Origin of the sequence: Collinsella sp. AM31-2AC, from assembly GCF_003469285.1 — a bacterium.
GTDB classification, from domain to species: domain Bacteria; phylum Actinomycetota; class Coriobacteriia; order Coriobacteriales; family Coriobacteriaceae; genus Collinsella; species Collinsella aerofaciens_AT.
This window is the reverse complement of record NZ_QSJB01000026.1, coordinates 1-23,473: the sequence shown is the minus strand read 5'-3', so window position 1 is coordinate 23,473 and position 23,473 is coordinate 1. Positions and strand designations below refer to the sequence as shown.

The following is a 23,473-nucleotide window of genomic DNA, read 5'->3' as shown; positions in this document are numbered from 1 at the left end:
AGGCGGGGCCGAGGCCGCCTCGATCAATTTGCGAAAGAATCTTGACGGTACCGGTGGTAATTGAAGAGTAGGACCGGAGAACGTACGTATATCTATAAAAGCGTAATCAAAGGCTAATGGGACTTGTTTAACCAAAAGAGGGTGTATCGGTTTGCGCCGATACACCCTCTTTTCAATAATTGGATTTATGCACAAGGACAGAGTCGCCGCAGCCGTCAGCTCTCCCCTATTCCCTCTAAAACAGATCCCTCGTGTACACCTTGTCCGCCACGTCCGTGAGCTCGTCGCTCCAGCGGTTGGCGACGATCACGTCGCAGCCGGCCTTGAAGGCCTCCAGGTCGTGGGTCACCTCGGAGCCGAAGAACTCCGGCGCGTCCAGCGTGGGCTCGTAGACCACCACGGGCACGCCCTTGGCCTTCACGCGCTTCATGACGCCCTGGATGGAGCTCGCAATCCTAGCCTTGTCCTCCTGCTCGGCCTCGAGCTTGCAGATCTTGTTGTCCACCGTCTCGGGCTTCCAGCGCGAGCGTTCGGGCCACGCGGCGAGCTTCGCCTGCCTCTGGGTTCTGCTCGCAACGCGCTCGTGGCAGTATGTCTCGTGACGCGGGTTCGCCAGCGGCTCGTCGGCGTCCAAGCGTCACCTCCAATCAATCGCGCCCCGCCGCGAAAAGCGGGGAGCCGCCCCGGAGGGCGGCCCTGATTAGTCGTAGGTGTTTCCGCTTCCTGCTAGTTGTAAGCTGGCATAGGGATGAAGAATCTCGCGAAGACCGCGGCGGCGAGGAAGACGAGGGCGATGAAGTTTGCGATCTTCACGATCTTGGCCAGGTCAGGGCATTCAACTCTGGTCACCTTTCCCAGGAACGAGAGCAGGATCGCTATCGTGTCGAATAGGAATACTCCTATCACTGTCGCCATCGCGCATAGCCTGTAGATGCTCGCCCTGTCGATGCTCTGCAGGATGGATGAGGAGAAGGTCAGGCCCGCGACGAAGGCGACGACGATGCCGGTGAACACGCCGAGGACGGACACGTTTTCACGCTGCGCCTCTCTCTTTTCCTCCTCAATTCGCTTCAGCGAGTCATCTTCCAGACGTTTGATTTCGCTTTCCGTCTTTTCCTGCTGCTCTTTGATTTGCTCGTCGAGTTGCGTGCTCCTTTCCTCGAAGGAGCACATCATCTTCATCTGCTCCGTGTAGTGGAGTAGGCGCGTCTTCTCAAGCTCGATGTGGTCGCACAGCTTACGTACACTATCGGCCTGCTCCGAGCGGGGTCGGTCTTCCAGCATGCTTGTCAGGACCTTGCCCATGTTGTCGGCCAAGCGGCTTGCGGGGTATGGGACGTTCGTCGGGTCGAGCTCGCAATCCTTGTAGTCAAACACGACGTTGCAGACGTCCGAGTATCTATGGCGGAACTTCACCTGCCCGCCGTACAGCTTTTCGAAGAAGGCCTTGACGTCGGCGATGTTTTCATCCGAGAGGGAGAGGCCTGGGTCGTCGGACGCTAAGGTTTCCAGAAGTTTGGTCAGCGCATCCCTTTTCTGTGTCTCATCGGAGTCCGCCTCGACGTCGGGAACAATGAGCATCGATTTCTCAAGATAGTCGCCGTTTGCGGCTTGGAGAACGCTCGTCAGAATCTCAAGGGCTCTTTTCATGCCGGCGGGCACTTCTTGATTCTCAGCCATTCTGGTCCGCCTTTGCGGCCGCGACGATGAGACCGTTTGGGATGATTCCCTTGTCTTGTCCGCGCCTATTGTAGACCTCATCCCACGGGGACCCCTTCGCATGGGAGACCCGTACGAGGTTCCAGGGAGAAAGTCCTCGCAGTTTTTCGATGATGGTGTTGATGAAATCTTCCTGCTCGTCGTTCTCGAAGCGGACTGCGTCAGGGAAAATCATCTTTATGGGCGAACCGCCGAACTCGGAGAACTTGACGTATACGTCGCGGATGACCGGGCCGTACTGCCATGCCTCGAACGTGTCGTCGAACAGGGGCGAGTCGTACCCCTTGATGAAAGTTAGTTGCAAGAAGTACAGCATCTTCTGTAGCTGTAGGTTGCTGACCGGCTTGTTGTCTTTATAGCATTTGTCAACTACGTATTTGGCGATTCCCATGGCGGTGTAGCTTGCGGTCGTGTTCATAATCTCCTCCTTTTGCCCATCATACCAGTGATGTGCTTCCCATCTGCGCGTATCGCGATAAAAGCATCTCAGCTCGCCCGGACAAAAAACGGACGGCCCGGACGGCCCCTCCAACGGGGGGTTTCGGTCTCGGATGCGCCCCCTAGTCTTCCACGGCCCCGGCACCAGGACGACCGGCACGAGCGGCAGAAACGCCACGAGCACGAGCGCCGTGACCGCAATGCCCAACGCCCATTTCACGTCTTCGCCCATCACTTCACATCCTTCCGCTCGAACCTGCAGAAGCGCCCACATGCGGCCAAGGTCGCTACCGCGTATCTCGCGGTCGCAGCACCCCCCCCCGCTGATGGCGCGGGCGCGCTCCCTGTACACGCCGTCCACGCGTGCCGCTGCGGCGAGCCTGGTTCTGCAGTCGGCGAGCCCGGACTCGAGCTCCCAGCTCGTCACCGATCAGATCGGGGGGGTCTGCCCCAAGGCCGCCGAGGTGCTCGAGAAGGCCGAGGCCGACGCCCTGGGCTACCTGGACTTCCCCTGCGAGCACCACGTCAGCCTGCGCACCAAGAATGTGCAGGAGCGCACCGACCGCGAGCTCAAGCGCCGCAGCCGCGTCATACAGGTGTTCCCGAGCAGGAAGTAGCCCATCAGGATGATGGGCGCCGTGTTCGCCGAGATGGATAAGGAGTGGGTCGGCCGCCGCTGGTTCAACGACGACTCCATCGGCAGGGCCGTCGAGGGCGCCGTCGCCGAGCACGTGGCCAGGTTCATCGCTCTCGTCGTGGCCGACAGCCCGATTCCCGGCGGGAAGGCGGCGTGACATACGCTAGGATGACGGCATTCTAGGCGATTCTCGGTTCCTCGGGTCGACTCCGGCTACCCTTGAGAACCGAGACCTACACCAACGATCGCGACACTACCGCACGCTTCGTGCCATCTGGATTGTTCTGAAAAGAAAACGCTTCTTGCGGGCGCGTAGAGGTTCTTAGTGTCAATGTGTATCAGCCTACCGTGGAGCTCGTGCCAGTGCGGCATGGAACGGCATACCAAAACTGATGCAATAATCAGCGAATAATCACAAGACCGGAATGGGGTCATGGCGACCTTCCTCGAAAGAGAAGGTCGCCATGACAAGTCACAATTCAACTTGGGGATTACTGAGCTCTTCGGAGAGAGAGTCTACATTCCAAAGACCTAAGGTATCAGTTCGTTAATGTGACCCTTGGAAACTTTCAAGAATTGTTCAACACAGTAGACAGGTTACTCGACAAGAGAGGCATCGTTTTGTCTGCCTAATACTATCTATTGCTTTGTATGTAGCAGAACGGCCATCAGACAATTATGCACGATGGCCGTCCCTTCTATTAACTCCTTGCCTCAAGACGCGGCTCAATCCTAAGCTTGATTGGCTGCAAGTTGCGATACTCCTGGAGCGTACTGTTGTAAAGACTGCCATTGTAGCCTGGAGCATCGACCGTCACGACAGCATAGTAACGAGTGAGCGCATCGGGATCGTTATTGTTACGGAATATGGATTGGAGCGTCAGCTTCGGGTCATACAATGAGCTTGATTTCATGCGTTGTGTCCTGCTGATGACACTGTCCCACTTCATGTCGTTGGCTCGTAACTCTGACTCTTCCCAGTACTTCTTTGCAGGCTTGCTCACCGGCAAGGTTGATGAGGTGTAGCCCTGTAGTTCAAGCTCAGCCGCCTTGATACGCCCCTCCTCGGTGGCGAGATTCACCGTATGCCTATAGCTTGTACCTTTGAGCGAGTACGTGAATTTGTTGGCGTGGGGAATGAGGGTATCTACTATGCAGCTTGAGGTGTAGGCATCCGAATCGTTGGGATTCGTTTTGCAGACTGCAACGATGGTCCAACTGATTGTGATAAGCCCCTTCGCCGACTCGATGCCGGGGGCAAATATCGGCAGCGAGACAAGCTGCTTGGGTCTGAGCGTGCCTTGATATAGCGTGGTGACACGGTTGTCGTCACAGTTCAGACAAGTCGATGGATCATCTGGAGCAATGCCGAAACCGTACTCCTCTCGAACAAAGCTATCACTGTGCTCCGAATTGTGGAGGGCCAGAGCCCGGGCGAGATGCTGTGTGATATCCTCACTTCGCGACATCATTCTGCCAAGCTTGTGGACGAGTAAGGGGGATGCAAAGCTGGTACCTGCGCTTGCGCCTAAAGCATTGCCGCTTGAGGCAACCACCACGAATGGCTTGTTGATGTCCCCTCCAAACTCAAGGAGGTCGGGCTTGATTTTGGCACCCTCTCTTCCCGGACCAACACAGCTATATGGAGCGCGTGCCTTCGTACCATCAGGCAATATACAAAACGCGCCAACTCCGATGCCGTTGACCAGATCAGCTGGTGACTGCACACGATTATCTGGGCTTGGCAAATCACCGTCATTGCCGGCCGCAATGCAAAAGAGGGGCGGCTCGGCATCGCAGTTGTACGACAGCACATCAAGCGCATAAGTAAAGCGGCTGATGTCATCGTCGAGAATGGGGCCAGTGGGGCCAAACGAGAGATTATACAGGTGGATGTCAGGATAGTGCCCGACTACGTACTCGATAGCATCAATCGATTCGTAGAGGTCAATGTCGACGGGATCGCTCGGCGGCAGCACTCGAAAGCTCTCAACCTTCACCTCAGGTGCAGGGAGGACGTCACTAGCCCCCTTACCGGAAAGCTCGCCATGCAGCACGGCTCCGCAGACACCCGTTCCATGATCGATGCAGTTTTGTTCGGGCAGTGATGCAACGGCATCATGCGCATTGACATAACCGGCGAGGAGCGGGACATTGGGATTGCATCCGCCATCGAAGACGCCGACGGTCACGGGTGGGACATTCTGGGCTGCAGCAACCTGCGGTGCTGGCGCGCTCATCGCGCTCCGTATCGGCTCAAAGACGATTCTTCCCATCGGGTGAACCGTGCGCAACGGGTTGATTCTCGCTGCTGCCATAGTGGCTTCCCTGCTCAACTGTGCGGCGATGAATGTAACGCCGTCTTTGTATGTCCGAACCTCGATTTTGTCACGACCGAGACCTGCTGCCTTGCAGAACAGGTCTATGGCATCCTCGGCGCTTTCTTGGAGCGGATGAAGCACGGCCTCGACCAGTCCCTCTTTCCATTCCGCATCGAAGCCTAGTATCTTCTCGCCAGGGTCAAGCAGGTCGAAGGAGCGGATGGACATTACCTCGTTGCGCCATGCATCCGATGCGTTTGACCCGGTGCGAAGCGCGTTCTCAAAATCGGCGATGCCCTTTGAGGTCGTGCGCAGGAAGTAGAGCTTCGCGAACTCGGGCTGCTCTCCCGCGTCTTCGTCATCACTGTTCTTCTGAGGTTGCACGTTGCCTGTCTTGTATCTCCTGCCGCCGATGATTTGCAACTCGTCCGAAGAGGTGAGCACCGATGAGGGTGCATAGGACTTTGCTTCGAACTTGGGCTCCATACGTATACAGACCACCTTTTCCTCGAGATAGGAATCGGGGTCGGTCTGTATCTGCCTGGACACAGTGCCGATATTAGCAAGGAGGCGGTTCCTGGCCTCTTCGTACTCGTGTGGCTGTGGCCTGGGACCTCCACCGGTTTTCTTCTGAACTGGCTGAGCATACGATTCGCCGTGGGCAAGAATTGGCAGCGGGCCGGACATGGCTTATGCCTCCTTCATGTAACGGGAGACCGTCGAGGCGCCGACTCCGACGATCCGCGCAATGTCTCGCACGGTAAGAGCTGGGTTAATTTCTTTGAGTTTTATGCATGCCTCACTCTTCTCCTGCTTCGTTTGAGGTTTGCATTTGGAGCACAGCTCGCTCAGAGAAATGATCTCTATGCTCTCGCCCGGGTTCATCACTGATTGGCGCTTAATATGCTCGCAAAGCTTGCAAATATCTGCGGCGCTCATGCCCGCGCTCTTCTCGACCATGAAGAAGAGCACCTCTGGCGAGAGCGTGAAGCGGTTGCTGGGCAGGTGCCTCTCGAAGAGTCGCATGCGTTCGTTCTCCTCGGGAAGCGGCACCTCTACAACTCTGTCGAAGCGCCGCCAAATCGCCCTATCCAGCAACTCCGGATGATTTGTCGCTGCAAGCACGATGCTGCCCTTAGGGCATGTCTCGATTTCTTTGAGAAGAACGTTCACCAGGCGCTTCAATTCGCCGAGGTCACCCTCGTCATCACGCCGCTTCGCAATTGCGTCAAACTCGTCCAGGAAGAGCACAGCAGGCTGTGCGCGGACATAGTCGAAGACGCTCTTGATGTTTTGCCCGGATCGACCGAGATAGCTGGATATCGAGGTTGCGAGGTCGAGCGTTATGAGTGGAAGAGCGAGCTTGTATGCAAGCCAGTTGGCCGTGTATGTCTTACCCACGCCCGGAGCGCCAATGAAGAGTATGCTGTTCGAGGGTTCGATCCCATCCTCGAAAAACCGCTGAATCAGACCTCTCTCCTTGAGAAAGTCGGCAAGCTCTTTTGTAGTTGCGGCATCGAGAATGGGATCCGGTAGCTCGGTTGGCTCTATGAGCTCTACCAGGGAGAAGCGGGTCTCTCGGTCGATAGGTAGCGGGTTTATCTCGGCTGCGCGGGTAGCCTCGCTTCTCATGTCAGATGCGGCAAGAGCCCCAGCGACCTCCGAAGCGAGATCGGGACGATCACGTCTCAGCTTGCGGGATACCGTGAGCGAGACTGATTCTACGAGTCTTCTGTCATTCTCTAAACAGGCTCTCACCAGCCTAGGTATGTAGTCTATTGCCTCCATATACCATTTCCTCTCTATTGCGGAAATTTGGAACATGCTTAGGATAGCAGATTTACAGCTGCTACCTTATAGATTGTGCTAAAGCTTTGAGCTCTTCGAAAGTGGCACAATACTAAATGTGATTTAGTTCGAGCTGACTACGCTCTTGTGACAGAGAAATACCCTGCTCCTAACATGCATTCGGGCGGGCTCCTGCCTGCGTGATTCACGAAAGTGGTTCCCATGAAGGAGGACACCGATGTGGGCAGGCGACGGAGACGCAGCAGCACCCGCAAGGGTAAACAGACGAACAAGTGCAGCATGCGGAAGAAGAAGTTGCCGCCACCGACGATGGCCCCGACGAGTTCAAGGTCCTTCTCGCCAAGCAAGAGGTACGTATCAAGGAGCTTGAGGGCCAGGTGGCCGAGGCCGCCAAGACCGCAGAGGCAGCCGATGCCCTACGCGGCGTGATCGAGCAGGTGAAGGCCCGGGCGGCAGACGAGCGCGCAGAGTAGGAGCTGCGGCTGGCAGGCCGTACGCAATGTGAAGGCGGCCAAGGCGCTGCCGGACGGCCACGACGGCGACGCCTCTGTGTTCAAGGAGGTGAAGCCTTGGCTGTTCTATGGCGGCAAGGCTGGCGGTGTCCAGGGCGGCACGACCGGGCTTTCCAACGCGGGGGTGGCAACCGACGAGAAGCGGCTCAACAAGCACTAGCGCGAGGTCGCCTTACTCGTGGAATAGGGAGGATTCAACATGGCTGACAACAGCATTGTCAGTGCCGACTGAATTTACCCACATGGGGCTACAAACAACTTGCGGAGGAAATCGGCGACCCGTCGGGCTGCGTGGCGGTAGGCATGGAGGGGACGACGTCGTATGGCGCCGGTCTATGCTCCTACCTCATGGAACGCGGCTATGACGTCTTCGAAGTACTTCGCCCCAAGAGGGAAAAGAGGCGAGTCGGAGAGGGCAAAACCGATGGCATCGACGCCGAGCACGCCGCCCGCGCGGTGGCTGCCGGAAAGGGCATAGTGCCGAAGTCCCACAACGAGTGGGTTGAGGCCCCGTGCGCCCTTACGGTGGCGAGATCCATGCACGTCAACACCATGACCAGCGTATCCAACGCCATAGGCTCCCTCTTGGTGTCGGCCCCGGAGCGGGTCAGGACCAAATACCGGCCGCTCAAGGGAGCGAGCCTGTACAGGAAACTGGGGTCTTGCCGCCCGAATGCGGAAGACGACGTCGCCGGGCCGCTGCTTGCGTCCCTGAGGGCGCTCGCCAGGACCTGGCTGGAGCTCGATGAGAAAGCAGGCCAATTGGAGGGCGCCATGCATCGGCTCATCGAGGCCAATGCATGGCGCCCTCCTGCAGGTGAAGGGGTGCGGCACCGTCAACGCCGCGGAACTCGCGATCGCCGCGGGCGACAACCCGGAGCGCATCCCGAGCGAGGCAAGTTTCGCTTCGATCTGCGGCGTGTCCCCCATTCCCGCCTCCAGCGGAAAGACCGACAGGCACAGGCTCAACCGCGGCGGGAACAGGCAGGCCAATAAAGCTCTCCACATGATTGCCGTAAGCAGGATGAGCGGGGACGAGAGAACGCTCGCCTACATGGCAAAGCGCAAGTCCGACGGCAAGACGAAGCGAGAGGCCATGCGCTGCCTAAAGAGATTCATAGCCAGGGAGGTTTACTCGACGTTGCGGCACCCCATGAGGCTGAAGTACGCCCGGGGCGAGGAACTTGCGGCGATGAGAAAATCGCTCAGCCTGACCCAGCAGCAGATTGCCCGAGAGCTTAACGTGCCGAATGTAAGACTCAGCGAAATAGAAAGAGACGTATGCCCCCACGAGGAAATCAGACGCGAATACGACCGCTACCTGAATGCCAAAATGTCGGCCAGTGAAGGACTTGACAGCTCATAGGAGCGTCATTCGGGACGCTACCCTGTAAGTGACACGTCGGACTCCCTGGTGGAGTGGCGGTTGCGCGGCCCGGAGGGCATGGGCGGGTGCGCCACTCGCTCTCCAGCCAGGAACACCTCGACCGTCGACTCGGTCACCCTGATGTTGACCTCCCTTCCGACGAGCAGGTGGCTCACCGAGCAGCAGTTCCACCTGTAGGAGACACACACGACCTTGAGGCGTTCAAGAGGGGTGCCACGTGATTGTCACCAAACGTTGGGCAACGAGCTCGCGGACGTTGCGGACAAGGTGTAGACTCGCAATTTGTTTAAGAGACTAGAAGGGAAGGCCTTGTGCAACATCTCGCATTCCTCTTAGCCGGCAGTGCCGATACTCTCATTGGCGGGTTCATAGGCTTCTTTAGCAGCTTTGTAATTATGCTCATTACAAGGTGGCTTGATCGCAAGGGAAAGCTTAGAATTTACGCTAAACGCACGGTCGTTGACAATAAGAAGAGATGGGGATTTCACGAGGACGGCGGGCAATCTTTGCTTGTTGTGCCGCTCAAGCTCGAGTTCCAGAACACGACGGGACGTTCGCGGGTGGTCCGAAACGTCGATGTTGTTCCCTACAGGAACGGCAAGGAAGTCGCTAAAACTGTGCAAATCGAATACACAGAGAAAAAGCGAGCTGCGGGGGAAAAGGTTACTGAAGTGACAACTTCAGAGTATGGCGAGGAGGATGCCCATAACTCGTATTCTTTCACGCTGCCTCCCAACAGCATCGTGAACAAGAAGTGCCTTTTCTGCCTAAAGCATGAAAACGTGCCCGATTTCGACGAGCTCAGACTCGATTACTTTGACGAGCGTGACAGGCGCATATCACTGCACATTGACGAAATCGCCGGGGATTGGAAGCCGCGCGTGTTCGAGCCCGACCTCGATTGGGTGCTGCTCAAGAAGCGGTAGCAGCAAATAAAGATGGACTTGGTTTTGGAGCGCCCGAGAATTTTTCGGATGCTCCATTGTTTGACGGCGGGCTTCATGAAGTGGCCCCATGTGGGGGCGACAGCGTTTACGGCGCGTCCGCGCGAAGCTGTGTTGTTCTCGAAGACCCTTTAATTTGGCCACAGCGCCTGCCGCCCGGAGCCGCCACACGCAGGTGCTTGCCCGTCGAGGGTTGGGCCGCGAGCGCGGCCCGTGCTTCGTTGGCAAGGGCACGCGCCACCTCGTCCTTATCAACGGCCTCCTTGCCGACGACCAGACCCATGACGCGTTGCAGGAACGCGACCTGGGCTCCCGCTATGAACCCGTATTCGCCGGCATTGGCCCCCACGATCACGAAGTCGCGCGTCACAGCGTCGAAGCTTTTCACGAGGATGCGGCGCGCGCGAGGAGACGGTCAGCACGTCGTAGTAGGAGTCCCCCGAAAGCGCGGCCCTCGCCATAATCACGAAGCGCTCAGTCGCAATTCTGTTGATCGGCTTCTCGGGGTGCTTCTTGATGCGGTCGCTGGAGAAGTAGCCCAGGGGGATGTCGCTAACGGGCCCGTCGCTGTTGGCGAACGCGGCCACATTGACCGTCTTGCGCCTGAAGAGGGTCTCGAGGGCCTTGGTGAGGAGCTCGGCGATGGCAAGCATGGCGCGGCCTCCCTACGGACGACGGAGATTGAATTGGGGTTTTGATGCCCGGCTATGATAGCGCTGCCCTCCCGTTCCGAGTGTCAGCTTTCGATGCCCAGACGGCCATATTCCGCGAGCATAACATGCCAAAATAATCATTGACATATACATTTTGATAAATACTATTGCGCCAACGACCGGTAAGGCACCCGCTGTCATGGAAAGTGGCGTCGCGACGAACGAATGACATGCACAACGCCTCCATGGCTTGCCCTAAACAAGAAAGGCCCCCAGCCACCGCGTGTGAACTGCGTCCCAAATCTTGGACGCCCTAAATAGCGACTAGGCCGCGAGGGCCTGATTCCGGAACTCCTCCGGGGTCGGGCCCTTCAATCTTACCTGCCTCCGGCTCGTGTTCCAGTGGACTATGTATTCCTCCGGGTCGCGTTTGAAATCCTCGAACGTCTCCCACTCGCGGCCCCGGTAGAACTCGTCCTTGACGTGGCCGAAGAGCTGCTCGGTGGCGGCGTTGTCGATGCGGTTCGCCTTCCTGGACATGCTCTGGACGATGCCGGCGGCCTCGAGCCTGGATGTGTACGAGGCGTGCTGGTACTGCCAGCCCCGGTCCGAGTGCATGGTCGGGGCGGCGCCCTCGGGGATCTTGGACAGCAGCTCGTCGAGCATCCTGACCTGCTGGGCCATGTCGGGCGTGGTCGATATGTCGCTCGCCACGATCTCCTTGGTGCAGAAGTCCAGCGTCGGGGCCCAGTAGGCCTTGCCGCCCGCCACCTTGAACTCGGTGACGTCCGTTCCCAGCTTCCGCCACGGGGCCCCGGCGTCGAAATCCCTCGCGATCACGTTCTCGAACGTCCTGCCGACGACGCCCCTGTACGAGTTGTACCTGTGGTAGGCCGTCTCGCGTCTGATACCGCAGCGAATCCCCATCTCGCGCATCATCTTGAGCACGGTCTTGTCGGCTATCACGGCCCCCTCTTCCGCCCTGAGGCACATCGCTATCTGCCGGTGCCCGCAGCCGTTGGCGGTGCGCGAGAAGATCTCGGCGGCCGCCCCCCGGAGCTCGGGGCGCGTGGGCCTCGGCGGGTGCGCGAGGGCGTAGTAGTAGGTCGACCGCTTGAGCTCGGCGCATGCGAGCAGGTGCCCGAGCGCGTGCCCCTCGGCGCGCAGGGCCGCGACCGCTTCGGCCTTCGCCCTGGTCAGAGCCCGTCCCTCTCGACCAGGGCGCGTAATTTTTTTAGGTAGGCCACCTCGGCCTCGAGCCTACGGCACCGCTCCTCGAGCTCCTCCTCGCGGGTCCGCGGCCTCGCCTTGGAACCCTTCGGCCGGCCCTTGGGCCTCGTGCGCAGGGCCTCCGCGCCGCCCCGGCGGTATAGCGCGCACCACTTCTTGAGCGGCGACATCGACATTATGCCGAACGCCGCCATCGCCTCGGTCTTCGTCATGCCGCCGTCGACGACGGCGGAGGCGGCGGCGACCTTCTGCTCGTATGTGTACCTGCCCTGCTTTCCGTCCATGCGCAGCAGCACCTCGCTCCCGAATGCGCGGTATATCTCCTGCCATCTTCTCACGGCTTCCACGGGAAGCGAAAGGGCAATCGCGGCAGATTTATACCCGTGCCCGAGCTCGAAGAGCCCCATGGCCGCCTTCCTGGCCTCGATATCATGCTTCACTCTCAAATCAACGCGCATAAAGAAAGCCTCCCATTTCTCATGTCCAAGAAATGGGAGGCAGTTCAGTGGTGGCTGGGGGCCTCTTATCGCTCCGAGAAAGCTCGCTAGTCGCGCTTGAAGAGATCGCGCGTGTACACCTTATCCGCCACGTCCGCGAGATCGTCGCTCCAGCGGTTGGCCACGATGATGGAGCACTCACGCTTGAAGGTCTCAAGGTCATGGGTGACCTCGCTGCCGAAGAAGTCCTCAGCGTCCAACGTGGGCTCGTAGACCACCACGGGCACGCCCTTGGCCTTCACGCGCTTCATGATGCCCTGGATGGAGCTCGCGCGGAAGTTGTCGGAGTTGGACTTCATCGTCAGTCGGTAGACGCCCACGACCGGCTTCTCCTTGCCGGGATAGACGCGGTTCCACACCATCTGCAGAACCTCGTCGGCCACGAAGTCCTTGCGGGTGCGGTTGCCTTCACGACGGCTGCAATTTAAAGACGGCTGATAACGCTAAACTGTCACCTTAGCATCCTTCATCAGCCTATTGCAGATATAAATCAGCTTCTCGCTCCTTAGAAGTTCATTGAAAACACGATTGAGATCATCATCGTCTCGTATCGTGATATTGCACGGTTCGGCCTCTTCGAACTTATAACGATCGTAGATCTTTGCAAGATCTTTGCACATGCCTCGGTCGAGGGTCATGGCAGCAGGATACGACGGGCCAAACTCAATGGTGAATACCCTAAATCGGTATCTATCCGAACGAATCTCAAAGCAATAGTCATTTTTCTTGTATAGATCACTAGCGTCTTTAAGATCGGAGTCTGGAGCATAATGAACTGTACCTGCTGAAATAATTCTTGAAACTACCGTAGATGCACTTTCAGCCAAATCAAGCGCTGAAACAAGAGTCCTGTTAACGTCGCAAGTCAGTGAAAACAACCCTTTGACCTTGCCTCCAGATGCCTCAGACAGCATTTTGACCTGTTGATTAATAAATGGAATAATCCCTTCTGTCGTCTTTTGCTTAGACTGATTGAACACCTCTGCCCACGGGTTGCTACCGGAAGTCACGACTAACTCACCTGATTCAAATCGATATCAACTAACAACGGCAAATGATCGCTAATCTTCCTGTTGGGACGAACTTTTGCAATCAATTCACAATCGCCTATTCTCTTTAGATAACTATAGGAGTTGATGCAATCCATCAATTCTGGACTAACCAGTGCTTGGTCATAGCAGTTCCAAATGGGACCAGTGCAATCCCCAGAATAATATAAAGAGCCGTAGTTTTCCGACTCCTCTGATAACCAATGAATCGTAGGGTTATATAGAAAAGGATATTCGACCTCACGCCACGTTCTGGATGATTTATTTTTAACTATTCACTTAAATAACATCGCATTAAAGGCATTGGGAAGAAGCAGTTCCTTGTCATATGGATTTGCGTTAAAATCGCCCAGAATAATCGTTTTGGAAATAGATAGTACGTTTTCATACCCATGGATTTCATCCATCATTACACGAATATCCATTAGCCTGGATTCAGGATCTGGCGAAGACATGCGGTCGGGTAGATGGGCTACGCCCACAAAAAAAGATTGACCTGATTTCATCGCCAACACGGTAAATCGAGACGCTTCGAAACAGTCAAGAACTTCAATGGACTCTCGAGCAATAACCTTGACCTTGTCACATCCGCCAAAACCTAACAGCCTATAGCCAACACCTTCTATCTTTTCTTCTGAAAAGTCGGCATGAGAAAACTCGGCAAAAGCAGCAATGCCGACCTCTTCCTCTCGCATGCACGTGAGGGCAAGATCGGCATTGTCTTTCTTATTTAGGTTCCAAAAGAGCAGCTTCATAAACAGCTCAGAGATAACTACTTCGCAAGCACGTCAGCAATTCGCTCGCTCGCGTGCCCGTCACCATAGGGGTTCGATGCATGGCTCATGGCCTCGTACTCGGCCTGATCGCTGAGCAGGCGGCTGAACTCGCGGTAGATGACGTCCTCCTCGGTGCCGACGAGCTTCAGCGTGCCGGCGGCCACGCCCTCGGGACGTTCCGTGGTGTCGCGCATGACGAGCACCGGTTTGCCCAGGCTCGGGGCCTCCTCCTGGATGCCGCCGGAGTCGGTGAGGATGAGGTGACTCGCCGCCATGAAGTTGTGGAAGTCGAGCACCTCGAGCGGGTCGATGATGTGCAGGCGGTCGAAGCCGTCGAGCTCCTCGTGGGCGGCCTTTCGGACGAGCGGGTTCATGTGGATGGGGTAGATCGCCTTGGTGTCGGGGTGCTCCTCCATCACGCGGCGGATGGCGCGGAACATGCGGTGCATGGGCTCGCCCAGGTTCTCGCGGCGGTGCGCCGTGATGAGGATGAGGCGGGAGCCTTCCGCCCAATCGAGCTCGGGATGGGAGTACCCCTCGCGCACGGTGGTGCGCAGGGCGTCGATGCCGGTGTTGCCGGTGACCCAGATCCCGGACTCGGGCTTGCCCTCGCCGAGCAGGTTCTGCTTGCTGGCCTCCGTGGGCGCGAAGTAGTACCCGCTCACGATGTCAACCGCCTGGCGGTTGAACTCCTCCGGCCAGGGGCTGTAGATGTCGTGCGTGCGCAGGCCGGCCTCCACATGCCCCACGGGGATCTGCAGGTAGAAACACGCGAGCGCCGCGGCGAAGCTGGTCGTGGTGTCGCCGTGGACCAGGACCACGTCGGGCCTCTCGTCCTCGAGGACGGCCTTGAGCTTGAGCAGCACGTCGCATGTCACGTCGAACAGCGTCTGGCCCGGCTTCATGATCGCCAGGTCGTGGTCGGGAGCCACACCGAAGACGCGCAGCACCTGGTCGAGCATCTCGCGGTGCTGGCCGGTCACGGCCACGACGGTCTCGAACTCTTCCGCGCGCCCCTTCAGCTCGTTGACGAGCGGACACATCTTGATTGCCTCCGGGCGGGTGCCGAAGACGAGCATGATTTTTTTCATCCCTATTTCCTCCCTGAGCACATCAGATTATTTAAACTTGCAATCGTAATTGGACCGTTCGATTTACTAATAACTCGAAGAAGAGTAATAAATAAAACGAACGTAAGGAGCGCTTCCGAAACAGCGATCGCAATGGCGACGCCAGTTGCCCCCAATGTATAGCCAAGCACAATATTAAGAATTAGAGCGACTATCGTATCCGCAACCATCAAAATACTGTATAACCTTTGGTATCCAAATGGTATTAAAAGCTGAACGCCTAGGAAGTTGTTCACAATTCCAAACAAAACCCAGAGAGCGAGAGGTATCAGCGAATCCGAACACACGAGATACTCAGTGCCAAACAGCAAGCCAACTACTTGTTCTCTAAAAACTACAGCAAGCATTAGACCAGCTGCAAAAACGGTAAGCACAGGCACGCCAAACGTAAATACAAGCTTCGCGGCAGATCTGCGCGACTTTAGACGCTCTTCGTTCACGCGGGGATAAAGTGCCTGACCTATCGGTGTAAACATAAGCGAAGCCATTTGGGGGATTTTTAGAATCGCGGCGTATGAACCGACGATAGCGCTCGATTGAAAAGCCCCTAGAACCGTAACTCCAAGACTTCCGATTATTTTGCCAGCAGCAGAGGATAGGAAGATCGGCATTCCATCGCGCAATTCGATTACGATCTGCTGGAACGATACGAAGTCCATCCGAACCCCATATCGCTTCCAAGCAAATAAATGAGTGAAGACGCCAGAAAGCAAAAAGGTAACCGAATATAAAAATGAATAAAGTATCAATTGGTCAGAGTCATTTATCAATAGAAAAATGAGCAAAACAGAGAGTCCTCGAGCAGCAGCCGTAGCAATGGTAATAAATTTCATATCCTGCAAACCCTGGAATAGCCAATTTAGCTGGATAGCAACACCAAAAAGCATGGAAAATAGGACAAGCATGCAGGCAAGCTGGTCACCGGTGGCCAAAGACATCGCCCCAAGAAACATCATGACCAGAAAACAGAGGGCAACAAGCCCAAGTCGAGCAAATACGACGGACGAAACGAGACGATTTAGTTTTTCCTTATCGCTTATTTCAACTACCTTTTTTGTTGCGCTGAGATTGAAGCCGTATTCAACAACCAACTGAAAGTAGGTAACCCAGTTAAGGGAGATAGAAAAAACGCCGTAGCTCTCAGCCCCAAAAACGCGCGTCACATACGGGACCGTAACAAAGGGCAGTACGATATTTACCGCTTGTAACGCGAGAAGCCATCCGACATTTTTAAAAAGCGTTCCCTCTCCAGCAAGAAAGTTGTCTCTAGTTCTCATTGCTAATTCCGGCAATCTCCTCATTGATAAAATCAATGGATGAACGTACGTAGGATTGCTTTAGTTTTCGACATTTCTCAAAGCGATTCTCTTGGATTGGCTCAGGGCAATCACCGTTATATTCACCGACCCTCATTAAGCGATCATGCATATCTAATGCATTAAGTAAATCTGACTTACGAGCATCAGTACATCCGTTTGCCCTATCGAATGAAAGGAACTGTTTTTCGAAAATAGTAGAGAAGGCAGTGCCATGAAATGAATCGGTACATACGAACTCAGCATTCATGAACAGATTCAAAAACTCGAGCGGACCTGAGTCTAGAATGACACCCTTTTGAAAAGTGTGTTTGGAGTAAGCCGCGTTGACAATCCGCAATTCGAGATCAAGTTCAGATGCGATGGAACGAGCCCATTTAAAATAAGTGCTCATATTTGGCTTATTCAGGAAATAACAAGCAATATAAGGTTTAGCATTGGAATAGTTAACAGCTGATTTATTTGCAAGTTTGCGCCACTCATCCGCCCCAACTAAAAATACAGGGTCGCAAACAACTCTATCGACGTTAAGTCCCAAATCAATTAGAACATCTGCAGCGCCCCGCTCTCTACTTGAAATGGAGCTAAAATCTTTAGCATCGTTCAGAAAAGGACGAACATCGTCACCAACTGCTGGCCCAAGGCTAATCGCATACCCTACTTTCTTTCCATTACTGCTAAATGGAAAGAAAAAAGCCTCATCAAAATCGGTAATCAACGGATTCCAAACTTGATCACTACCGCTTACGAGAACATCACACGCCTCGGAAGGATCATCGATGCCATTGGCGAATCTCTGGAGCTGTTCAACGTTTTTCAATCTTCTTGAAAGAGAATAATGCTGTGAGGCAAACAGTTGAAATCTCTTCCTTTTACGACTGCGCCAAGTATGAAACGGCAGATATGCGGCGGCAAGGGCAACCTTAACAAGTCCCTTCCTATGTCCATAGAGCGAATTGTTCATCTCCTGTCTGTCTGTAACATAGTCAAGAAGAAATGCATCAAGCCCATCAATAGAATTCAGATAAGCGGAAAGCGCATATGATTGAAAAGCAGACCCATAATTTTCCGCAAAATGGTACGTTATAATTCCAATTCTCATTTGAAATCCTATCTACAAACAAGCTTCTTAACCAGATATTTCGGGTAACACATTATCGTGGAGGCGCGGAAACCAAACCATTTCATAAGGTTAAAACTATAAGACCTGGCGAGGGGCCGTTGCACAGGTCCTCTTAGAGGGGCATTGCCCTTTACCGCTTCCTCTAGAGAATGGACCTCAATCTTGCCAAACGAATGCAACTTACCTATGAGTCTTTCACCAACAACAGTGTTACAAAGAACCAAAGAAACCTCACTTGGCGAATCGCCATCAAACGACTCCAAGCCCCAAAAATCTCCGATAGTTATATCTCCAACACGATCAGAAGAAGAGAACGGACAATGAAAACAGGCCTCTCTCAAAAAGAGCTTGTGCTGAAAAGAACACGTATACAAGTTCAGATCGCCATGTTTACGAACGGATGAGCCGTCATTGAAGACGAGCTCCGCCGTATACCCCTTATAATTGTCATCTTTATTTCTAAACGAATGCCTTGCCAGTTTGCTCCCTTTTTTACGTTCTTCCTCATCCCTATAGGTCTTAACAACTTGATAGGAAGGCGCACCTTGGCATAGCAAATCGACACCAATGAAGTTACTGGAGTTCTTAGTAGCCTGGCGCACAGCATATACTTGACAAGGAAGACCGCAGAACAGAACAACTCTGTCTTCAAGAGCGGTTATCAGGTCCTCTATGACATCATCGGTTAAATCGATGTAATAATACTTTGAGCCGAGCATTTCACTAACAACGGATGGTTCATCAGTAAGGACGAAATGCCCCCCCTGGTCAATGTTGTCAACGGCAGAGCAAACAAGCCCTCCCTCATCCAATACAATTTTTGCAAGTGACGAAAAAGCTCCGCCAGAAGCAGATAGTTTTCGTTCATCAACATTGTTCATGCGAAACGCAAACGTGGTTTGAGGACGCTTCTTATTCGTTGATTTTGAGGTAAAGGGACAGCAGCGAAGACATGCTCCACAATCGACACAAACAACCTCATCGACTTGCGCAATTGCAAATCCCTCGCCATTTTCTAGAAGCTTAATACACGATTTAGGGCAAGCTCGCGCACATGCCCCGCACCCTGTACAACTAGACTTCGTTGGACAAAGATGGTTTTCACTAAACATTATGAAATCCAACTCCCATCAGATCCGCTTGGTTTATTTTCATATCTCAACCTTTAATAGTCCTACGAATCAGAAGAACAACAGCGAGTACAACATATACAAGATAGACATCAATGCTTTGCGTCAAAAGAACTAGGCAAAGCACCAATCCGAGCAACCTTAGAGGCATCGTTGTATTACTTGAGTCAAATAACTTAATAAACAACACGAGTGCTAAAGCGAATAGCGGCATCCCTACAAGTCCGAAATTGGCGAAAAACATTTCGAACCCAGATGGAGTAGTTCCAGCTGGAAGCTGCGTTATCGGAACTTTCAGAATGGAAGAGGTTAGATATTGATAGTGCTGAAACGGTTTTGTCGGCCATATTTGTCGCGGGACGAAGAAAAAAATGAACGACAGAATTGTTTCCCCTGGATAGTCGACTATCTGTCTCCCAAGAACATTCATTTGATATATCACATATTTAGTAACGTCATCACGCCCAAAATCAACCCGGAGCATTTCGTAAACATCGTAATTAATCGTGTTAGTTAATGGCTTGATAACAGACATATAGAAGCCAGAAAATGCAACTAGCGCTAAGACTAAAATAGGCAAGGTTTTATATAAACGATTTCTTTTAACTGCGTTCTTCTCTGTAGTTAAAAAAGCGAACAGATACATGATCAAAGCAAGAGCAACAATGAAGCGTTTACCCGAAACCCATGCCACAAGAAATGTATAAAAACAGAGGACTAACAGATGAAGTTTGGTCCTTTCGGGAGTACCAAAGTAAAGAAGCGTAAAGCAAAACAAGGATAAGAACAGCGAACAGTTTTCGATGAATACAAAGGAATCATTTAAACCACGCGCCAATGAATCCGCGTAGATAGAATATTTCGCCAAATTGCCAGATAAAACAATAACGATCAAAGGAAGGGCGATGGCCAATTCCATAATCCAGCGCCACTTTCCAACATTAAAGTCGCTTAAAACACGGTCGTCATTCTTTAACCTTTTTGTTCCATAGAAATGAAGCGCAAGCATAACGAGAACTACGTAGATGTCATACAGAAAGACCGTGCCTTCATCGGCCATGCCTGGCAAGAAAACTTTATACCAGTATGCGGTGTCATACGTAGGAATACCGACCGTGTAATTAAAGACAATCGGCAGACACATAAACATATAGACAACAATAACCACTAGGTCAACTAGGACTGTTCTGGGAGTGCGGAACATTCTTCTATAAGATATCCCAGCAACCAAAGTGCATGCCAGGAGCATCAACACGTCGCATATAGTAATAATCATTGAGTAGCCTTTTCGAGCAAACGCCTGACTGTCTCACGGTTATCTATCGAATTATAATAATTTATCGCGTTGCTCGAATACTCATCATGGCCAACCAGCAGCTTCTCTATACCAACTGCAACCTCTTCTTGCGAATCAAAGTCGACGCAAACCCCGGCCTTATAAGCCCCAACTGTATGAATAAGTCCAGGAACATCATTCGCAAGCATCGGAATACCAAATTTCGAGTACTCGAATATCTTATTTGGAGCACAATATAATTTATTAAGCGATGAATGGTCATAGCAGACAACGCCAAGCAACGCGTGACTTGTAATCTCAAGGTGGTTTGGCGATTGAATGTGCTGGATATAGATAGTATTTTTATATATCTTTTTAATCTGAGGAACTATGTTTCGCCTGTCACTGCCCATCATAACGAGAAGAGGCATGTCTGTACCCTGACTTAAAGCATAGGCAATTTTAGAGATATACTCAACATTTTGGAAAATCCCTTGATATATAACAAAAGGACGATCTCCAATAAGCCTAAGTGCTTCTTCCACCTCACCGCAAGAGGGTTTGGCGTTAACTGAGATCTGAATCTCATAAGGTTTGTTAGGGATCACAAAGGGCTTACGATCTAGATTCCACCAGAACCGCATTATATTTGCTCTGTTGTCCTCGCATGCTGTAACAGCAATACATTTACGCGCTATGTGTGCAGAAAGAAATCGCGATACTTTCCTATCGTCCATGAGCTCGAGCACGGACATAACCATTCTTCTCTTTCGATCAAGTGGAAATAGAGGGATGGCTGATTCGGCAGTTCCGAACCAGAACAAAACATGGTCACGATCTTCTGCTTTCATTTTTTTAAGAACTGCGTGACGATATTCGAGCCAATTGCGCAATTTACCAACCTTAGATGTGGTTGAATCGGGGGCAAATCGGAGCTGTATCATTGAGACTCCGCTTGCTTCGAGAAGACTCCGAGTTGCGGCTCCGCAATGTCCAAACCAGACTTCAATTTCATAACCAAGATCTTTGATTATTCGAATTTGAGAAACACACGGAGGGTAAATATCCACCGAGGGCTTTAAGATATAAACAATTTTTTTAATTTGTTTTGCCATGTCAATACCAATCGAATGCAAGGGTCGAATGAACTATTCAACACAGTTGTCGAAAATATTTTTAATTGTCAAAACTGCCTGTTGGAAAGACTCAACCACTTTCGACTGTTCCAAGCATATGGTTTCAGCACATCCACCAGTATCGTAAGTTATGACGGGCGTACCGCATGCTTCAGCTTCTAGATTTACCGTTGGGTAATTATCTTCTCTAGTAGGATTAAAGAAGACATCAGCAGCGTTATAGATATCAACTAGCTCGTCGACCGTATCGGTTCGCGGAAGAGCAATGATGCTAGTCGGGGCTTGTTTAATCTGTTGTTTATTAAGTCCAACTGCAACGATAGCGTAGTTATTTAGATCGAGTACTTGAGACAAATGAATGACGTCATTCAATCCTTTCCTTTCAGTCCATTTCGAGGCAACGCTTAGTATCAATGTCTTATTTTCCAAGCCATTATTCTTTTTAAAACAGCTATCAATTTGTCGAAAAATCGACTTATCAATCTGATTATGTTGAACAGTAATATCGTACTTACTAAGAAAGCTTTGCTGAACAAGCCCCTCAAGCCATCTAGAGGGAACAATCAATCTCATTCGCTCAGGCGGAAGCATGGTGAATATGGACTTCTTTTTTTCAAAAGACCAGCTTTCCATGCCTTTTCTAATTGTTTCTGGGTAAGCATCCGGCTGAGGGCATTGAGAGAACTTGCCGCAGTGAGATTTCCACTGCTCACATTGAACGTATTCAAAATGAATACAGTGTCCAGTAAAGGCCCAACAATCATGTAGGGTCCAAAGAACCTGACATCTATGATTCGATAGCCAAGTGAATAGCATCTCAATATTGATGTAATAGCCAAGAAGCACATGTAGATGAACGACATCAGGATCAATTTCATCAAGCATCCTGAGAAGCCTATTCGTTATATGACGAGAATGGAAAGCGACCTTGCCATCGAGACGTGTTTGAAGGGCATCGAAACATACTTCTGGGTAATAAGCAATCTTACGCAAATGCTCATCTTGGGCATGTTCACCGCGAGCCCAAAAAACCCAAGATTCATTCCCTTGCGAAATCAATTCTTCGTGCTTTTTAAAAATTATGGATTTAGCCCAACCGCCTGAGTAAGCATTAATTTGTACGTATTTCATTCTTCTACCCCAAATATCAACAATACCTAGTCACAAAGTTACTCAGACATTCCTCCCATTTCCGTGGCATAAAGCCCATTAATTTAATCTTTGAGAGGTCTAGCGTAGAATGCATTGGTCTGGGCGAGATAGGCCCCTTTGCGCTCGCGTAGTACTCATCGGCACTCACGGGCTTCACAGCATCGGCGTTACCATTGCGTAGCTCGAAGACCTTGACAGCTATATCGGCCCAGGAGACAACCTCTCCGGATCCGGAGAGGTTGTAAGTGCCATATTCGCAAGGAGCGCTCGGCTCGAGGTCCCCTTTGCGATAACCGAGCAGCCAGAAGACACCCTCGGCCATGTCGCGCGTGAAGGTGAGGCGTCCAAACTGGTCATCCACCACCGTCACCTGAGTCAGCGCGTCATCAAGGTCGGCACAGCGGTCTGAGAGCGCCGCCATGGTGCGTACGAAGTTCTTACCATCGCCGATGACCCAGCTCGAACGAACGATATAGTGCTTGGGGCAGTTCGCCACGGCGATGTCGCCGGCGGCCTTGGTCTGGCCGTAGACGCCAAGCGGGCTGAAGGGCTCATCCTCGCCGTGCTCCCCGACAGTGCCGTCAAACACGTAGTCGCTGGAGACGTGGACGAGCGTGATCCCGTGCCCGGCGCAGGTGCGGGCGAGAAGCGCCGGGCCGATGGCGTTGGCCTTCCAGGCGACGACACGGCCCTCGGGGGTCTCCGCCTTATCGACGGCCGTGTAGGCGCCGCAGTTGATGACCGTGCCGTAGAGCGACCAGTCGTAGCGGGAGTAGGCCTCCGGGCCGGACATGTCGAAGGTGTCGATATCGCAGAAGTCGAAGTCCTTGGCGACGCCGCGCTCCTCGGCCAGCGCGCGGACCGCATGGCCAAGCTGGCCGTTGCAGCCGGTGACGAGCGTCCTCTTGGGCGCCATGGGGACGACGTCCTTGAGGTACGGGTGGTTGAGGTCCGCCTCGGAGACGGTGGCCTCCTCCAGCGGGATGGGCCACTCGATGGCGAGCTCCGGGTCGGCGAGGTTCACGAACGTGTAGGTCCTCTTGAGCTCGAGCGACCAGTGGGCGTCCACCAGGTAGGTGTAGGCGGTGCCGTCCTCCAGGGCCTGGAAGGAGTTGCCCACGCCGCGCGGGACGTAGATGGCCTTGCTCGGATCGAGTACGGTCGTGTAGACCTTCCCGTAGGTGGCGCTGCCCTCGCGCAGGTCCACCCAGGCGCCGAAGACGCTGCCGCGGGCCACG

Annotated in this window: 25 protein-coding genes and 2 pseudogenes; 7 read left to right on the top strand and 20 right to left on the bottom strand. The window is 53.2% G+C overall.

Features of this window, described 5'->3' with window-relative positions:
- Positions 1 to 235: 235 nt before the first annotated feature.
- From DW796_RS09740 to DW796_RS09730, 3 genes are all read right to left on the bottom strand, one after another.
- Positions 236 to 505: a hypothetical protein gene (locus DW796_RS09740; RefSeq protein ID WP_199579852.1), complete on the bottom strand. Its 270-nt coding sequence runs from the start codon at positions 503 to 505 to the stop codon at positions 236 to 238.
- A 221-nt stretch (positions 506 to 726) separates the two neighbouring features.
- The gene (locus DW796_RS09735; RefSeq protein ID WP_118095091.1) at positions 727 to 1,680 is read right to left on the bottom strand and encodes a hypothetical protein; all 954 of its coding nucleotides are present in this window, start codon (positions 1,678 to 1,680) and stop codon (positions 727 to 729) included.
- Entirely contained in the window at positions 1,673 to 2,389 is a 717-nt protein-coding gene (locus tag DW796_RS09730; protein WP_158567725.1) for a Panacea domain-containing protein, read from the bottom strand. Before DW796_RS09730 ends, DW796_RS09735 begins: the two co-directional genes overlap by 8 nt.
- A gap of 94 nt (positions 2,390 to 2,483) precedes the next feature.
- Here DW796_RS09730 and DW796_RS10475 point away from each other — a divergent pair, with 94 nt between their 5' ends.
- Both DW796_RS10475 and DW796_RS10470 read left to right on the top strand, forming a co-directional pair.
- Positions 2,484 to 2,774: a transposase gene (locus DW796_RS10475; protein ID WP_117803213.1), complete on the top strand. Its 291-nt coding sequence runs from the start codon at positions 2,484 to 2,486 to the stop codon at positions 2,772 to 2,774.
- Positions 2,775 to 2,795: 21 nt separating this feature from the next.
- Positions 2,796 to 2,951, top strand: coding sequence for a hypothetical protein (locus DW796_RS10470; RefSeq protein WP_158564991.1), 156 nt, complete (start codon positions 2,796 to 2,798; stop codon positions 2,949 to 2,951).
- A gap of 544 nt (positions 2,952 to 3,495) precedes the next feature.
- Here DW796_RS10470 and DW796_RS09720 read toward each other — a convergent pair.
- On the bottom strand, positions 3,496 to 5,802 hold the full coding sequence (locus DW796_RS09720) for a S8 family peptidase (RefSeq protein ID WP_118095085.1): 2,307 nt from the start codon (positions 5,800 to 5,802) through the stop codon (positions 3,496 to 3,498).
- 3 nt (positions 5,803 to 5,805) lie between these two features.
- Positions 5,806 to 6,903: an ATP-binding protein gene (locus tag DW796_RS09715; protein ID WP_117757187.1), complete on the bottom strand. Its 1,098-nt coding sequence runs from the start codon at positions 6,901 to 6,903 to the stop codon at positions 5,806 to 5,808.
- A gap of 293 nt (positions 6,904 to 7,196) precedes the next feature.
- Here DW796_RS09715 and DW796_RS09710 point away from each other — a divergent pair, with 293 nt between their 5' ends.
- The 5 genes and pseudogenes from DW796_RS09710 to DW796_RS09695 all read left to right on the top strand — a co-directional run bounded on the left by DW796_RS09710 (position 7,197) and on the right by DW796_RS09695 (position 9,749).
- The gene (locus tag DW796_RS09710) at positions 7,197 to 7,397 is read left to right on the top strand and encodes a hypothetical protein (protein ID WP_117803216.1); all 201 of its coding nucleotides are present in this window, start codon (positions 7,197 to 7,199) and stop codon (positions 7,395 to 7,397) included.
- A gap of 28 nt (positions 7,398 to 7,425) precedes the next feature.
- Positions 7,426 to 7,596 carry a hypothetical protein gene (locus DW796_RS10465; RefSeq protein ID WP_158564989.1) on the top strand — a complete coding sequence of 57 codons (171 nt, stop codon included), beginning with the start codon at positions 7,426 to 7,428 and terminating at the stop codon, positions 7,594 to 7,596.
- A gap of 68 nt (positions 7,597 to 7,664) precedes the next feature.
- Positions 7,665 to 8,015, top strand: a pseudogene (locus DW796_RS10820) (transposase); the annotation flags it as partial.
- Between the two features lie 166 nt (positions 8,016 to 8,181).
- Positions 8,182 to 8,802, top strand: a complete 621-nt coding sequence (locus DW796_RS09700) for a transposase (protein ID WP_118095079.1) — start codon at positions 8,182 to 8,184, stop codon at positions 8,800 to 8,802.
- A 332-nt stretch (positions 8,803 to 9,134) separates the two neighbouring features.
- On the top strand, positions 9,135 to 9,749 hold the full coding sequence (locus tag DW796_RS09695; RefSeq protein ID WP_118095078.1) for a hypothetical protein: 615 nt from the start codon (positions 9,135 to 9,137) through the stop codon (positions 9,747 to 9,749).
- A gap of 106 nt (positions 9,750 to 9,855) precedes the next feature.
- On the opposite strand, the gene DW796_RS09690 is transcribed toward DW796_RS09695, so the two are convergent.
- The 15 genes and pseudogenes from DW796_RS09690 to DW796_RS09620 all read right to left on the bottom strand — a co-directional run.
- On the bottom strand, positions 9,856 to 10,137 hold the full coding sequence (locus tag DW796_RS09690) for a hypothetical protein (RefSeq protein WP_117860055.1): 282 nt from the start codon (positions 10,135 to 10,137) through the stop codon (positions 9,856 to 9,858).
- Positions 10,138 to 10,744: 607 nt separating this feature from the next.
- Entirely contained in the window at positions 10,745 to 11,587 is an 843-nt protein-coding gene (locus DW796_RS09680; protein ID WP_233539724.1) for an IS3 family transposase, read from the bottom strand.
- A 29-nt stretch (positions 11,588 to 11,616) separates the two neighbouring features.
- Positions 11,617 to 12,108: a helix-turn-helix domain-containing protein gene (locus DW796_RS09675; protein ID WP_118095072.1), complete on the bottom strand. Its 492-nt coding sequence runs from the start codon at positions 12,106 to 12,108 to the stop codon at positions 11,617 to 11,619.
- A gap of 86 nt (positions 12,109 to 12,194) precedes the next feature.
- On the bottom strand, positions 12,195 to 12,530 hold the full coding sequence (locus DW796_RS09670; RefSeq protein WP_118095070.1) for a UDP binding domain-containing protein: 336 nt from the start codon (positions 12,528 to 12,530) through the stop codon (positions 12,195 to 12,197).
- 60 nt (positions 12,531 to 12,590) lie between these two features.
- Positions 12,591 to 13,157, bottom strand: a complete 567-nt coding sequence (locus DW796_RS09665) for a hypothetical protein (protein ID WP_147351032.1) — start codon at positions 13,155 to 13,157, stop codon at positions 12,591 to 12,593.
- A gap of 314 nt (positions 13,158 to 13,471) precedes the next feature.
- On the bottom strand, positions 13,472 to 13,951 hold the full coding sequence (locus tag DW796_RS09660) for a hypothetical protein (protein ID WP_118095066.1): 480 nt from the start codon (positions 13,949 to 13,951) through the stop codon (positions 13,472 to 13,474).
- Positions 13,952 to 13,968: 17 nt separating this feature from the next.
- Positions 13,969 to 15,063, bottom strand: coding sequence for a non-hydrolyzing UDP-N-acetylglucosamine 2-epimerase (gene wecB, locus DW796_RS09655; RefSeq protein WP_118095064.1), 1,095 nt, complete (start codon positions 15,061 to 15,063; stop codon positions 13,969 to 13,971).
- Between the two features lie 2 nt (positions 15,064 to 15,065).
- Complete coding sequence (locus DW796_RS09650; RefSeq protein ID WP_158567724.1) at positions 15,066 to 16,379, bottom strand: flippase; 1,314 nt, start codon at positions 16,377 to 16,379, stop codon at positions 15,066 to 15,068.
- Entirely contained in the window at positions 16,369 to 17,520 is a 1,152-nt protein-coding gene (locus tag DW796_RS09645) for a polysaccharide pyruvyl transferase family protein (RefSeq protein ID WP_118095060.1), read from the bottom strand. Before DW796_RS09645 ends, DW796_RS09650 begins: the two co-directional genes overlap by 11 nt.
- 8 nt (positions 17,521 to 17,528) lie before the next feature.
- Positions 17,529 to 18,422, bottom strand: a complete 894-nt coding sequence (locus DW796_RS09640) for a Coenzyme F420 hydrogenase/dehydrogenase, beta subunit C-terminal domain (RefSeq protein ID WP_233539723.1) — start codon at positions 18,420 to 18,422, stop codon at positions 17,529 to 17,531.
- Between the two features lie 63 nt (positions 18,423 to 18,485).
- Positions 18,486 to 18,653: pseudogene (locus tag DW796_RS10815) on the bottom strand (4Fe-4S dicluster domain-containing protein); the annotation flags it as partial.
- A gap of 46 nt (positions 18,654 to 18,699) precedes the next feature.
- Positions 18,700 to 19,947, bottom strand: coding sequence for a hypothetical protein (locus tag DW796_RS09635; RefSeq protein ID WP_118095056.1), 1,248 nt, complete (start codon positions 19,945 to 19,947; stop codon positions 18,700 to 18,702).
- Positions 19,944 to 21,062, bottom strand: coding sequence for a glycosyltransferase family 4 protein (locus tag DW796_RS09630; protein WP_147351030.1), 1,119 nt, complete (start codon positions 21,060 to 21,062; stop codon positions 19,944 to 19,946). Before DW796_RS09630 ends, DW796_RS09635 begins: the two co-directional genes overlap by 4 nt.
- 33 nt (positions 21,063 to 21,095) lie before the next feature.
- A complete protein-coding gene (locus DW796_RS09625) occupies positions 21,096 to 22,214 on the bottom strand; it encodes a glycosyltransferase (RefSeq protein WP_118095052.1) in 1,119 nt (372 codons plus the stop codon).
- Between the two features lie 16 nt (positions 22,215 to 22,230).
- Positions 22,231 to 23,473 (bottom strand): sugar nucleotide-binding protein (locus DW796_RS09620; protein ID WP_118095050.1); only part of this gene is annotated, 1,243 nt, incomplete at its 5' end.